Origin of the sequence: Bacillus timonensis (genome assembly GCF_000285535.1) — a bacterium.
GTDB classification, from domain to species: Bacteria; Bacillota; Bacilli; order Bacillales; family Bacillaceae_L; genus Ferdinandcohnia; species Ferdinandcohnia timonensis.
The window spans coordinates 893,974-908,542 of record NZ_HE610986.1; the positions used below are offsets into that span (position 1 = coordinate 893,974).

The 14,569-nt window shown below is 41.1% G+C and carries 13 protein-coding genes; 1 reads left to right on the plus strand and 12 read right to left on the minus strand.

Translation table 11 applies throughout. The features are described from left to right. Positions 1 to 705 precede the first annotated feature (705 nt). A complete protein-coding gene (locus BTHG_RS24960) occupies positions 706 to 1,152 on the plus strand; it encodes a VanZ family protein (protein ID WP_010677172.1) in 447 nt (148 codons plus the stop codon). A gap of 11 nt (positions 1,153 to 1,163) precedes the next feature. Here the strand turns inward: BTHG_RS24960 and spoIID are convergent, their stop codons facing one another. The 12 genes from spoIID to BTHG_RS24965 form a co-directional block, all read right to left on the minus strand. Continuing rightward, entirely contained in the window at positions 1,164 to 2,183 is a 1,020-nt protein-coding gene (gene spoIID, locus BTHG_RS13040) for a stage II sporulation protein D (RefSeq protein ID WP_010677173.1), read from the minus strand. Positions 2,184 to 2,551: 368 nt separating this feature from the next. Beyond that, a complete protein-coding gene (gene murA, locus BTHG_RS13045) occupies positions 2,552 to 3,850 on the minus strand; it encodes a UDP-N-acetylglucosamine 1-carboxyvinyltransferase (protein ID WP_010677174.1) in 1,299 nt (432 codons plus the stop codon). A gap of 827 nt (positions 3,851 to 4,677) precedes the next feature. Beyond that, positions 4,678 to 4,929 carry a DUF1146 family protein gene (locus BTHG_RS13050; protein ID WP_010677175.1) on the minus strand — a complete coding sequence of 84 codons (252 nt, stop codon included), beginning with the start codon at positions 4,927 to 4,929 and terminating at the stop codon, positions 4,678 to 4,680. 313 nt (positions 4,930 to 5,242) lie between these two features. Beyond that, positions 5,243 to 6,751 (minus strand): NADH-quinone oxidoreductase subunit NuoN, encoded by a 1,509-nt coding sequence (gene nuoN, locus BTHG_RS13060; protein ID WP_010677177.1) that lies wholly within the window; start codon positions 6,749 to 6,751, stop codon positions 5,243 to 5,245. 4 nt (positions 6,752 to 6,755) lie between these two features. Next, on the minus strand, positions 6,756 to 8,267 hold the full coding sequence (locus BTHG_RS13065; protein ID WP_010677178.1) for a complex I subunit 4 family protein: 1,512 nt from the start codon (positions 8,265 to 8,267) through the stop codon (positions 6,756 to 6,758). After that, entirely contained in the window at positions 8,264 to 10,132 is a 1,869-nt protein-coding gene (gene nuoL, locus BTHG_RS13070) for an NADH-quinone oxidoreductase subunit L (protein ID WP_010677179.1), read from the minus strand. The genes BTHG_RS13065 and nuoL overlap by 4 nt, the downstream gene beginning before the upstream one ends. An 83-nt stretch (positions 10,133 to 10,215) precedes the next feature. Further along, the gene (nuoK, locus tag BTHG_RS13075) at positions 10,216 to 10,530 is read right to left on the minus strand and encodes an NADH-quinone oxidoreductase subunit NuoK (protein WP_010677180.1); all 315 of its coding nucleotides are present in this window, start codon (positions 10,528 to 10,530) and stop codon (positions 10,216 to 10,218) included. After that, entirely contained in the window at positions 10,527 to 11,042 is a 516-nt protein-coding gene (locus BTHG_RS13080) for an NADH-quinone oxidoreductase subunit J (protein WP_010677181.1), read from the minus strand. Before BTHG_RS13080 ends, nuoK begins: the two co-directional genes overlap by 4 nt. Continuing rightward, a complete protein-coding gene (gene nuoI / locus BTHG_RS13085) occupies positions 11,039 to 11,458 on the minus strand; it encodes an NADH-quinone oxidoreductase subunit NuoI (protein ID WP_010677182.1) in 420 nt (139 codons plus the stop codon). The genes BTHG_RS13080 and nuoI overlap by 4 nt, the downstream gene beginning before the upstream one ends. A 54-nt stretch (positions 11,459 to 11,512) precedes the next feature. Beyond that, entirely contained in the window at positions 11,513 to 12,514 is a 1,002-nt protein-coding gene (gene nuoH, locus BTHG_RS13090; protein ID WP_010677183.1) for an NADH-quinone oxidoreductase subunit NuoH, read from the minus strand. Beyond that, a complete protein-coding gene (locus BTHG_RS13095) occupies positions 12,514 to 13,614 on the minus strand; it encodes an NADH-quinone oxidoreductase subunit D (protein WP_010677184.1) in 1,101 nt (366 codons plus the stop codon). The genes nuoH and BTHG_RS13095 overlap by 1 nt, the downstream gene beginning before the upstream one ends. Positions 13,615 to 13,617: 3 nt before the next feature. Continuing rightward, positions 13,618 to 14,569, minus strand: a 952-nt coding sequence (locus BTHG_RS24965; RefSeq protein ID WP_010677185.1) for an NADH-quinone oxidoreductase subunit C, incomplete at its 5' end; no start/stop codon positions are given.

Here is a 14,569-nt window from a genome sequence, read left to right on the forward strand (position 1 = left end):
CAAATTTCCTCCTCCGTTTTCCCTTCCATATGCCCGATGAAGGGGATTCAAACAAATTTCCTCCTCCGTTTTCCCTTTCATAAGCCCGATGAAGGGGATTCAAACGAATTTCCTCCTCCGTTTTCCTTTTCATAAGCCCGATGAAGGGGATTCAAACGAATTTCCTCCTCCGTTTTCCTTTTCATAACCTCAATGAAAGGGATTCAAACAGGTTTCCTCTTTCGTTTTCTCTTTCATAACTCCGATGATTCACAAATTCTTCCCAAAAGGGGTCCAGGTGGACGTTGTATTTTGGACTCATGTATGGACCAGGGGTGAACCAGAGGGACGGTTCCTGTGGCTCGAAGTAATGTGGGGCAACCACGTGAACCGGGTGTGAACCACGGGGACGGTTCCTGTGGCTCGAAGTAATGTGGGGCAACCACATGAACCGGGTGTGAACCACGGGGACGGTTCCTGTGGCCCGGAGTCGATGAAGGACTTTTACCAACGACATACCTCTCATTCGGCTCTTCATCATCCCGATAAAGGACTTTCTCCAGCAACATACCTCTCGTTCGAAACTTCATCACCCTGATGAAGATCTTTCTCCAGCAACACTTCCTCCCTTTTCATCCCCAAAGTAAACACACAAAAAGTATCTCCATCACAATCCCAATAAATGCTATACTATGTTAGTACATTTCAAAAAGGAGAGTCTCCAGCATGAAAGCTTTATTACGATTTCTACTAGTCATTGCACCGTTTTTATATATGATTTTTATTTTCATTTTATCGAGTCTACCATCAGATGCGATCGTGAATACACCGTTTTCGTGGGACCAGGCGTTTAAAGAGTCGCTACACTTAATCGAATTTGGGATCCTCTATGGATTTTGGGTTTTGTTTTTCCTCATCCAAGGAAAATTCACCCGGAAAACGAGTATTCTTTCGGCTGTTCTTGCCATCGCTTATGGATTTTCCGATGAGTTGCACCAATACTTTGTCCCATATCGGTCCGCGACCGTAATTGACCTCGTGAAGGACACAATTGGCGTGCTTGTGCTTTTTTCTATCGTAAAAATTAGTTATTTTGGAGGAAAGCTGCCACGTTTAAAAAGGCTTTTAAACCGAATTGAAGGTTTAAACAACAAAAATGCAGAAGGGAATTAACCCTTCTGCATTTATTTTTTCACTGTTAGTTTATTTAAAAAGTTCTCTGTGGACGAAACTTCTACTCCTTGGTAGTAGTGTTCCACAATCTCCTTGTAGCTCTTGCCTGCCTTTGCCATTCCGTCTGCACCATATTGACTCATCCCAACTCCGTGGCCGTAGCCCTTCGTTTGTATGACGATAACATTTCCTTTACGCTCCCAATTAAAATCAGTTGAGCGCAAGCCAAGCTTTTCACGAACTTCTCTGCCGGTAAAACTCTTTCCGCCAACTTCAACCGTTGCCACACGGTGTGACCCCGTTCTCGCTGTGACTTTTCCGATATCTTTGCCATTGCCAAGTTTAATCCCAAGCTTTTGTTCAAAGTCTGAAACTGGCAGTTGCATTTGATCATAAAATTTCTCCGTATCAACATCCCATGGACTTTCCACACTTTTTAAATAAGGATACGCATTTTTGTAGTAATCCTCGGAATTTTCCGTGTACCCATTACTCGTCGAGAAAAATTGTGCGTCAATAGGTTCTCCATTATATGTTAAGATTTGACCTTGGGTTTCCTTAACGGCTTGCGTAATTTTTTGGATTTTCCAGTCGTAATCACCTTTCCATTCCGCTTTTAATTCCTCAATGCTTTTATATACCTGGTGATTAATCGTATCTGACACGTCAGCACCTTCTGGAACGCCAATCTTTTGGTCACTTAACATATGTCTCACTACATACGTTCTTGCAGCCAACGCTTGAGCCTTCAGTGCCTCTATTTCAAACTTCGCAGGCATTTCTTGCGCAAGCACACCCACCACATAATCTTCAAGTGGCACATTTTCAATCTTCTGCGCACTGACACGATGTACAGCCACCTCTACTGTCGGGCCAGAAGCAATCTGAGGCGGTTCGGGATTTGATTGTCGTTCTTCAGCCAGCTTTCCGACATCCTTATCGGAGAACGGAATGACAAGCATTGATGGAATCAATAAGATCAAGACAAAAAGGACAGAAACTAGTACAATGATTGGTTTAATCTGTTTCATGAATGCAAGCCTCCACTTTGAAATTAATGCACGTAAACATGCACCTATATATCAATACTTATGGTACTGGACAAGCATTTATGACTCGAATAACGTAAAAAATAATTATGTTCTAGCATCTACCGAAATACATTTTAAAAAGAATAGGGAATACGAAAAATGGGGGCGAACTTGGTTAGTAGAATATGTCTCGCACTTGCTTTGTTAATCACTGTTTTCATTTTTTCATTTTTTCATTATTACTTCTTATCATTCCAAACATCTTGTTTGTTTTAAAAAAGGATTGAACTCTCTTTTTATATGTATAAAAATAAAAAAGCTAGAGATATTACCTTGTATGGGTAATGTCCCTAGCTTTTTGTGGTTAGTCAAAAGTTTACCTTTGCTTCTTCCACTAGGCTTTCTGTTTCTTCATTTATACGTTCAATGTCAGCACCTAATGCCGCTAGCTTTTGATGGAAGTCCACATAACCACGGTCTAAGTGCTTCAGTTCTGTTACACGGGTGTAGCCATCTGCAACTAATCCGGATAAAATAAGTGCAGCTGCTGCGCGTAGGTCTGTTGCAGCTACTTCAGCTCCTTGAAGCTGAGATTCACCGTTGATGATAACAGAACGGCCTTCAATTTTAATATCACCGTTCATGCGGCGGAATTCTTCAACGTGCATGAAACGATTTTCAAATACAGTTTCCGTAATCATACTTGTGCCTTGCGCACGAAGTAACAATGCCATCATTTGTGATTGCATATCTGTTGGGAAACCAGGATGTGGCATTGTTTTAATATCCACAGCCTTTAATTTTTCAGGTCCAATTACACGTAAACCATCTTGTTCTTCAATGATGGTCACGCCCATTTCTTCCATTTTTGCAACAAGCGAGCTAAGGTGTTCTGGAACTGCACCTTGAACAAGAACATTACCGCCTGTGATTGCAGCTGCCACCATAAATGTGCCTGCTTCAATGCGATCAGGGATAATATTGTGAATTGCACCATGCATTTCTTTTACACCTTCAATACGAATCGTGCCAGTGCCGGCACCTCTTACTTTTGCTCCCATTGCATTTAGGAAGTTAGCAAGGTCAACAATCTCTGGTTCTTTTGCACAGTTTTCAATAATGGAAACTCCATCAGCCAATGTAGCTGCCATCATAATATTTTCAGTAGCTCCTACACTTGGGAAATCCAAATATACTTTGGCACCGCGAAGTCTTCCATTGACTTCAGCATCAATATATCCATTTCCTACTTTTACAACTGCACCCATTGCTTCGAATCCTTTTAAGTGCTGGTCAATTGGTCTTGAGCCAATCGCACAACCCCCAGGAAGAGCAACTCTTGCATGACCATTACGTGCAAGTAACGATCCCATAACAAGTACAGATGCGCGCATTTTTCGAACATATTCAAAAGGTGCTTCTGTTTTTAGCTCTCTTGATGCATCGACAACGATTTGGTTATTTGCAAAGGTAACATCTGCATTTAAAAAACGCAAAACCTCATTAATCGTATATACATCTGAGAGCGTGGGTACTTCATTTATCACACTTTTACCATCACTTGCTAATAAGGATGCAGCGATAACTGGCAAAACGGCGTTCTTTGCGCCTTCAACTTTGACTGTGCCGTTTAGCTTATGACCGCCGCGGACGATGATTTTTTCCAAGGTATTCCCCTCCGCGTCCCATTTTCTATATATTCATATTCATTCATGACAATTGGTGTTCCATCTTGACTCTGTTTAATGGAACCCATTCTTTTCATGTTCATTTCTTTTCGTGAAAAATTTCATTCACACTGATGTAGTATATGCAACCCACCAGGCAAATGTCTCTATTTTGGGTTGTATGCATGTTCACTTCGAGTAGTCTTTGTTTTCAAAAAATTGGCTAACTCCGTTGCAATACGGGCAATTCCAAATTTGTTCAATTTTACACAAAACCAATTTACATCATATCATTGGAGCATCATTGGTACAAGTGAAAATTGTGGGATTTTCGCAATATTTGTCGACAAAAATTTGGTATTTTTGAAGGAATATTATCAAGTAAAAATTTCACATATTTCACATAGTACATGTAATACGAAAAGAACTACTTGTTTATGAGGGTTTGTCTTCTTTTATAGACAGTTTTTTATTTATAAAAACTATTCTAGAAAAAGAAGGTAGACTTGATGATATAAAAGTAGGACAATCTTACGCGTTTAACGTTTGTGGAAATGTCGGCAAAATCATCAATTCTAAAATGTTCCTTCGTATTAATATTCCAATATCATCCAATGTATTTTTCCTGTCCATTGGTATACTAAGGATTGTTTTGATAAAAAGCCATGTGCTTATCCGTATTAACTCGTGTATTTACTGGATTTCCTCTCCTTACTTACATTTTTTCCAGTTGCACCATTCAGATACGTGGAAAGTAGTGGAGAGACCAGATGATGTCTACTTCAAACATCCTTTTTTCATTTTTTTCTTGTATATCGTTTTTACATTCAAATGGTTATTTTGAATTGTATTATACTTGGTAATTGCTGTGACCATAGGAGGTAATCTAAAAAGAAATTGCTAACGGTTGATCCAATTGCAATTGTCACAAGAACGAGTAGTACCCGAACTTGAAAAACATGATTTGGCTTCACCAAATGCTCATACCGAATGCTCTGCAGGGCCCACCAAGTAACCGCAATAAAAATCAAATGAGAAACAATACTTATAAGTGCTTGATACCCGAAACCCGCTAACATTAAACTAACCACTCCCTTATGTACCTAAAAAATAATCAAACACACCACTCCATTTTACCACCTTCTACCCCAGAAGTCCTCAAAAACAAGCACCAAAAGTGAACCAGGTGAGCCACAGGGACGGGACGGTTCTCCTGGTCCCATATGAAAAACCGTATTAATTAAGATGGTTGATGTAAATTTCCATTTTATGGAGAGCCACAAGAACCGTCCCCTTGGTCCCTTGGTCCCTTGGTCCCCTCGCTCCCGAAACGGCAAAAAAGGAAGAGGCATCCCCATACCTCTTCCTTCATATATACACCCCTGTTTAATTTTATCCTATGAAGTCTGCAAAGCTTTCGAATTGTTGTATGAATTCGAAGGCGACTCCTGGGAAGATTCCGAATCCGATGGTTCCGATCACTGCAATAATCACAACAACCAACACCCCTGTTGGCAATTTAAGTTTCGAATCGTCCGCTGCCGGTCTAAAGAACATTTGCGTTAAGATTCCGAAGTAGTAGAAATACGATACAACAGTTGTCGCTATCATAACCGATGCTAGTACATAATGCGGTGGACTTGTCACAAATGCGCCGATGAAGATTTCCAGTTTTCCGATGAAGCCAGCAGTACCAGGAATACCCGCTAATGAAAGGATGAATATCCCTAGTGCTACAGCCAATACTGGCGAACGCTTATACAAGCCGGCAAACTGACTAATATCTTCCGAGTCTGAATTCTGCGTAATTACTTGAAGTATCGCAAAGAATCCAAGACTCATGAAGAGATATGCGACTAAATAGAACCAAATTGCATCCATCATAAAATAGGAGAAAGCAACAAATGCTACTAATACATATCCGGCGTGGGCAATACTTGAGTATGCCATCATCCGCTTCACGTTTTTCTGTCTTAGTGCAAGTGTGTTACCAATAATCATCGTCGCACCTGCGATTATCGCTAATAAATCCTGTAGATGGAACAATAAAAACTGTGTCTCATCAGTTCCAGATGGTACTTGAATGAACGCTGTTACCACAATTCTCAAGATGATGACAAAGCCTGCTGTCTTTGAGACAACACTTAGAAAGGCTGTAACAGGAGTTGGTGCTCCCTGATATACATCCGGTGCCCACATATGAAACGGAGCAGCCGCAATTTTAAAGGAAAGACCAACTACAATCATAAAGAATGCAAGTGCAACAATGTAAATATGCTGTGGATCCTGCAAACTTCCGAACGCCATGAAAATCTCTTTTAAATTCGAAGTTCCAGTTAACCCGTAAACATAACTGACACCGAATAAAAAGATGGCTGTTGAAACCGTCCCGTTAATGACATATTTCATCGCAGATTCATTTGATAGCATATTGTGCTTTCGGATTCCGGCTAAAATATAGGAAGAAATCGAAAGCAGCTCTAACCCAACAAATAAGGTAATCAAGTCCGCACTTGATGTCATGATCATCGTACCTAAGAGTGCTGCAAGAAGTAAGTAGTAAAACTCACCACGATATGTGATACCATCTTTGGGCTCATAGCTCATCGCAAGCAACATTACTAATCCAGTGCCAACTAATAAAAGTAATTTAAACGCAATCGCAAACGAATCAAGTCTAAATGTATCGTACAAAATGGACGTAACGTCATTCCCAATTAATGAAACTGTAAAACCAATTGCAACAAGGATACCAACAATCCCAATCCAGCCAAGTGGACGTCGATCCCTCTCTTTTCCCATAAATAAGTCGAGTAACGAAAGAAGGGTTGCAACACCGATGATGATAAATTCTGGTGCCATTACTCCCCAATCAAAGCTTAGCAAAGTTTCTGTATCCATCGGCTCACCCCCCTAACCCTAGCATGATAGTTTCAAGTGCAACCTGAAGTGGCTGTGTAAGCACGTTAGGATAAACACCAATCAATACGATAAACGCAAGTAAAACAAATACCGGTACCATTTCAATCGGACGTAAATCAAATGCACCCTCGTAGGAATGATTTGGTTTTCCGAATGTCACATTCAAGACGGCACGTAATAAATAAACAGCCGTCATAATAATACCGATTGCCCCTATTGCAGCAAGAACTGGCATTTCTTTAAATAATCCAAGGAAGGCCATAAATTCACTAACAAACCCGGACATTCCCGGTAGTCCAAGTGAAGCCATTGCTGCCGCTAATAAAAATCCGGCCGTTAGTGGCATCACCTTAGCAAGTCCACCTAGCCTATCAATATACGACGTTCCAGCACGCTCGTACATGACACCGATGAGGAAGAACAATAATGCGGAAATTAAGCCGTGTGACACGACCTGGAATACAGCGCCTTGAACGCCCGCTTCGTTCATTGCACCAAGCCCAATCAACACAATTCCCATATGGGAAATACTTGAATACGCAAGAACCATTTTGAAATCTTTTTGAACAAACGCTAAAAATGCTCCATATAAAAGGTTAATAACCCCGAGCACAGCAATAATCGGTGACAATTTGCTAAACTCATCTGGGAAAAATCCCATTCCGAAACGGATTATCCCATATGCTCCAATTTTTAAAAGGATACCAGAGTGAATCATTACGATAGATGGTGGTGCTTCTACGTGAACGCGCAACATCCATGTATGCAACGGAAAAATCGGCAATTTAATCCCAAACCCGATAATGATTGCAATCAATAATCCGAGTCGCAACTCCTTAGAGAATTCACCTGGAATTGGCAAGGTATCAGGTGGGCTTGCAAAAATGGCTGTTAATGCCGCAATATTCGTTGTACCAGCCTTTGCAAAAATGATCATAATGACAATCAGCAAAATCGCAGAACCAAGCCCGTTATAAATTAAAAAGCTAAACGCTGCTTTTTCTTTTTCAAAATAGCCCCACTTCCCAATCAGGAAGAACGTAGAAATGAGCGTCATTTCGAAGAACACAAAGAATAAAAGTAAGTTCCCTGCTGTAAACACACCAAGCATTCCTAGTTCAAGTAAAAGGAACAGCATGAAATAACCTTTCCATTCCTTTTTAATATGAACAGACGCGATTGCAGCAAGTGTTGAAATCACAGTTGTTAATAGGACGAGCACTAAAGTTAGGCCATTAAGCCCCATTTCATAGCTAACTTCCCATGGGTTTCCTTTTGGCATAAACCCAAACCAATAGACGGTTTCCTTAAATTTTTCAAGATCACCGCCTCCTGTATAAACCCCATACACATATAGGGCCAATACTAGTGACGGAATTGTTGCTAAAACCCCAACAAGTTTAATTGTTTTTTCTTCTGTTTTTGGTACAAAGGCAAGAACGGCGATACCTAGAATCGGGAAGAATACTAAAAGTGAAAGAATAAATGAACTCATCTTAAGTACCCCCCTGTCAGTGCCACCACGAGAAGTAAAATTGCTAATCCCACAAAGGCAACAGATGTGTACATTTGAACTTGACCGTTCTGAAGTTTAGCCCCAATCTTTCCAATCCCTTGTGTTGCCTGTGCCACGCCTTTTACAATGCCACCTACTAAAAATTCATCAATATATCTTAAAAATAAGCTGAATACCTTTGTTGCATAGACAACGGTCATGTTGTAAAATTCATCGATAAAATATTTATTGTAAACGATGCTGTACATAATGGGTGCTCGTGAGCTGAAGAAATCTCTTGAAATAGATTTCCGTTGATACATTGCATATGCAAGCAAGAGACCAAACAGAGACGCAAATGTGGCAACAGCCATAATCCAACCTGGCCCCTCGACATGACCTGCTCCATACAGGTTTGTTCCTTCTGTTAACCAATCCCCTAAAAATGTTCCAAACCATGGTGTATTCACATAACCTGCTACAACAGCAAGGATACCTAAAACAATCATCGGTATCGTCATTGTGCTTGGTGATTCCTTGACATTTGTCTGCTTGCCTCTTGCCTCACCAGTGAACACCATGAAGAACAAGCGGAACATATAAAACGCTGTAAAGAAAGCTGCAAGCACTGCTAACCAGAACAACACGTAATTTCCATGTTCCCAAGCTGCAATTAAAATTTCATCTTTACTAAAAAAACCTGAGAATAACGGAACACCACTGATGGCCAAGGTTCCAATTAAGAACAACGGACCTGTTAGGCGAAGCTTTTTCCATAATCCGCCCATTTCTTCAATGTTCTGCGTATGAACGGCATGAATCACGCTACCTGCTGCTAAAAATAGCAATGCTTTAAAGAAAGCATGTGTCATTAAGTGGAATACTCCTGCTACATATCCTGCAGATCCTAATGCAAGCATCATGTAACCAAGTTGACTTACCGTTGAGTACGCAAGAACACGTTTAATATCTTTTTGTGCTAATCCAATTGATGCTGCAAAAATAGCGGTAAATCCTCCAATGATGGCGACTGTCATCATTGCCGCTTCGCTTGCTGCAAATAACGGAAACATTGTAGCAACTAAGTAGACCCCTGCCGCAACCATGGTAGCTGCGTGGATTAAAGCTGAAACAGGTGTCGGGCCTTCCATCGCATCCGGTAACCATGTATGAAGTGGGAATTGACCGGATTTACCAACAGCTCCCACAAAAATTAAAATCGCGGTTAAGGTAATCATCGTGGATGAAATTTCTCCAGCACCTACTGCGTTAAAAATTTCATCATATTCAAAGCTGTTAACTTGCCAGAATAATAGAATCATCCCAATTAAGAGACCAACATCACCGATACGCGTCATAATAAACGCTTTTTTCGCCGCCGCTTTCGCTTCTTCTTTGTAAAAATAGAAGCCAATTAAGAGGAACGAACCAAGTCCAACAAGTTCCCAAAAAATATACGTTTGCAGAAGGTTCGGTGAGATAACCAAGCCCAGCATTGCGAAGGTAAACAACCCAAGGTACGCATAAAATACGGGAAAGCGATCATCACCATGCATATACCCTTTTGAATACATATGTACTAAAAAACTGACAAGCGATACTACCACTAACATAAGTGCATTTAATTGATTGACTTCAAACCCCGCTGTTAAGTGAACATCCCCAATTGATAACCACGTGCTCTCATATTTGTATGTTGGATTCCCGAGTCTCGCTACGAGAACCAACACCGAGTAGACGAATGAAACAAACGTAAGCAGAATGCCTATATACGCACTCGACTCCTTCATTCGTTTACCGAATATAAGAAGGAACAAAAAAGAGATAAGCGGGAAAAGCGGTATGATCCATGCATTTTCCATCATCGTATCACAATCCCCTTCTTTGACTTGCGATTAAAAAGATGTGCAGCTTTGGTTAGCCGCTATCCACAATTTAACCGTAATTGTTAATGCTTCATCGTATTCATTTCATCAATGTTAACTGTGCGTTTATTTCGGTAAAGTGCCATCAAAATGGCTAATCCTACAGCAAATTCAGCTGCCGCAATGGCAATGGTAAACAGCGAGAAAATTTGTCCCGTAATGCCAGGAACCACTCCGTATTTACTAAAAGCCACAAAATTGATATTCACTGCGTTCAGCATCAACTCAACTGAGATTAACACGATAACTGTATTTCTTTTTGTGAATGCGCCGTATAGGCCGATACAAAACAGAATTAACGCTAGGACAAGGTAGGCTGCTAATGGAATTGAACTCATTCCTCTTTCGCCTCCTCTTCATTTTCTTTTTTCGCTAAAATAATCGCACCTACTAACGCAACTAGTAACACGACAGATGTTAATTCAAATGGAATTACATATTTTGCATAGAGCTCCATCCCAATTTTTTCCGTATTGTTCACATGTAGGTCTGTTGCTTGCTGACCGAAATCCAAATCATAAATACCGAGGTAAACGGCAATACCAAAGGCAAGGATTCCAAAAACGACAAGTAGTGTCCGACCACGACTGACTTTGGGCTCATTTGTGTCATTATGTTTCGTCAGCATGATTCCAAAGAGCATTAAAATGGTAATGGCTCCTGAATAAATTAAGACTTGCACAGCTGCAACGAATTCGGCATGAAGCATGACGTACAAACCTGCGATACTAATGAAGGTGAAGACAAGTGCGATAACCATGTGTATGACCTTTTGGAGGTTCAGCATTAACACACCGCCGCCAATCGCACTAAGTGCAAGGACTATGAATGCTAAAAATTCTCCAGTCACGCTTTATTCTCCTTCCTTACGTTCGTATCATTTTCATCTAACCACTCAAGGTTTTTAAACAAGTCATCACGACTGTATTCCGCCAGTTCAAAATTGTTTGTCATGACAATAGCTTCTGTCGGACAAACTTCAGTACAAAGGTCACATAGAATACAAATTTCAAAGTTGATGTCATACGTATCAATGATTTTCCCTTTTTTGGTCGGATCAGGATGCTTCTTTCCAGTTAACTGGATACAATCGGTTGGACAAATGTTGGCACATTGATTACATACGATACATTTCTCCGGATAAAATTTTTGGATACCACGAAAGCGATCAGGTAGTGGCAGTGGTTCATTCGGATAATCATATGTGACTTTTTTATAGGTTAATTGATTAAGGGTGTATTTCATCCCTTTCAGTAAGCCAAACATATTTTGTCACCCCTTTTTATAGGTATTGTTGGCATTCGAGAGTTCGCGAACTTTTTAAAAAAACAGTTCCTTAATTAACGCTGATAAGAAAATGTTTGCCAGTGCAATTGGAAGTAGGACTTTCCAGCCGAATTCCATAAGTCTGTCCGCACGTAAACGTGGGAATGTAGAACGGAACCAGATCAAGACAAAGATAACCAAGCTAAACTTCAAGGCAAACCAAACGGCGCCTGGAATGAAGTCTAAGAATAGAACAGGTTTCCAACCTCCTAAGAAAAGAGCAGTGGTTAACGCTGCCATCGCAAACATATACACATATTCCGCAAGCATAAAGAATGCCCATCTAAATCCTGAATACTCAATGTGGAAACCAGCCACAATCTCTGATTCTGCCTCAGGCAAGTCAAATGGCACACGATTGAGCTCCGCGACAGACGCGATAAAAAACACGATAAAAGCAATCGGCTGTGCAAAAATAAACCAAACCTTATCCTGGGCTTCGACGATATCAGATAGATTTAAGCTACCAGATAATAAAATAACCCCGATTACTGACATCACCAGTGGAATCTCATAGGAAATCATCTGTGCCGCTGCACGCATTCCTCCCATGAGGGCATATTTGTTATTCGATGCCCAACCACCAGCGACAATACCAATCGTTGTAAGACCGGAAACAGCAATATAATAGAGCAAACCTACGCCAATGTCGGCAAATTTATAGCTATCCGTAAACGGAAGTGCTGCCACAACCATAAAAGCCGGAGCAAACGCAAGCACTGGTGCGATAATAAATAATGGTCGGTCCGCAACCTTTGGAATTACGTCTTCTTTTATCAGTAGTTTCAGGACGTCAGCGACCGTTTGTAAAAGTCCCCATCGTCCACCAACCTGGTTTGGACCCATACGTGCTTGCATAAATCCCATGACCTTCCGCTCTGCAAGGATCCCATATGTAACAAATCCTAAAATGACAAAAAGCAGGATGGTTGCAAGTAGAAAGAAAATACCAAAATTCAGCCAACTTGGAGGTGAATTCAGTAGGTTATCAATCATTAGCCATCAACCTCCCCAAGGACAATGTCTATTGCACCTAAAATTGCAATCAAATTTGCCATATTCTCACCCTTTAAAAGTTTTGGGAGGATTTGGAGATTGTAGAATGACGGACGTCTAAATTTCAAACGATATGGTTCCTTTTTTCCATCACTCGAGATATAGCAGCCAATTTCTCCACGTGGCGATTCGATTCGTACATATGCTTCACCCTTTGGCGCTTTAATGATTTTCGGAACCTTTGCCAAGATTTCTCCCTCTTCAGGGAACTGTTCTACTGCTTGCTCAATAATCTTTAAAGATTCCTCAATCTCAGCCATACGACAATGGTAGCGCGCCCATGCATCTCCACCGTCTCTCGTTGGAACATCAAATTCAAAGCGGTCATAAATGGAGTATGGTTCATCTTTTCTAAGATCCCATTTCACCCCTGTACAACGAAGGTTCGTACCGCTTAAGGAATAATTTAAAGCATCCTCCTTCGTGTACTTACCAACACCAATAACACGGTCGCGGAAAATTTCATTCCCTGTTACAAGTTGGTGGTATCCAGGAAGCTGTGACCTCATATAAGGAACAAATTCTTTTACTTTTTCAATCCAGCCTTCAGGTGCATCCCATTTAACCCCACCAACACGCATATAGTTAAAAGTCAGTCTTGCCCCGGAAAGCTCATTTAATAGATTAATAATCATTTCTCTTTCTCTAAACGCGTAAAGGAATGGTGTTGTAGCACCAATGTCAAGTAGGTACGTCCCCCACCAAACAAGGTGACTTGCAATCCGACCTAATTCCATCGCAAGGATACGTAGATACTCAGCCCGTTCTGGAATCTTAATGTCCATCATCGTTTCGACAGCGTGACACAGCACATAGTTATTGGTCATTGCCGATAAATAGTCCATACGGTCTGTGTACGGAATAATTTGTGTGTATTGCAAATCCTCTGCAAGCTTTTCAGTACCACGATGTAGGTATCCAATTACAGGTGTAGCTTCTTTGATGATTTCTCCATCAATTTTAACTACAAGACGGAATACTCCGTGTGTACTTGGATGCTGTGGTCCTACATTTAGGAGCATTTCTTCTGTACGGATCATATGCTACACCTCCACATCATACGGTTCATAATCTTTTCTAAGTGGATATCCGACCCAGTCATCTGGCAACAGGATTCGTGTTAAATTTGGGTGTCCCTCAAATTTAATTCCAAGTAAATCATACGCTTCACGTTCTGGCCAATTTGCCCCTTCCCATAATGGTTGTAAGGATGCAGTTATTGGCACATCACGGTCAAGCTTTACTTTTAAGGCAACAGATTGACGGTTTTTATAAGAGAATAAATGAACATATATTTCCATGTGGGTTTGGAAGTCTGTACCATGTAGTTCTGATAAATAATCGAACCCAAGTTGTTCATTGTACTTTAAAAACTGTGCAACCTTATAATATGTATCTGGCTTTGCAACAAGTGTTGGTACATCTTTTGATAGTGTATTAATATATGAATCTTCTAAAACACCTTCTCCTAAGTGTTCCGTTATGACTTTCACATACTTATCCAAATATTTTTGGTTTGGAGACGGTGTTACCTCTTCTACAGCTTCTTCAGGTTCTCCACCTGCCGCGGCTTTCGCTTTCGCTGCTGCAGCTGCCTTGGCCTTCGCTGCAGCGATTGCTTTTGCTTTATCCTTAGCAAGATCGTCGCCACCACCGCCAGCTGCCGCTTTTGCTTTTGCCGCTGCCGCTGCTTTTGCCTTGGCTGCCGCTACTGCTTTCGCCTTGGCTTTTGCTAAATCGTCATCCGATCCATTTGCGCCAACCTTTTCAGCCGCTTTCTGTTTCGCTAACGCTGCGGCCTTGGCTTTCGCCGCTGCGACAGCTTTTGCTTTTGCCTTCGCTAAATCATCATCCCCAGCTGATCCAGCCTCTGCCGCCTTTTGCTTCGCTAACGCGGCAGCCTTGGCTTTCGCCGCTGCAACAGCTTTTGCTTTTGCCTTCGCTAAATCATCATCCCCAGCTGATCCAGCTTCTGCCGCCTTTTGCTTCGCTAAC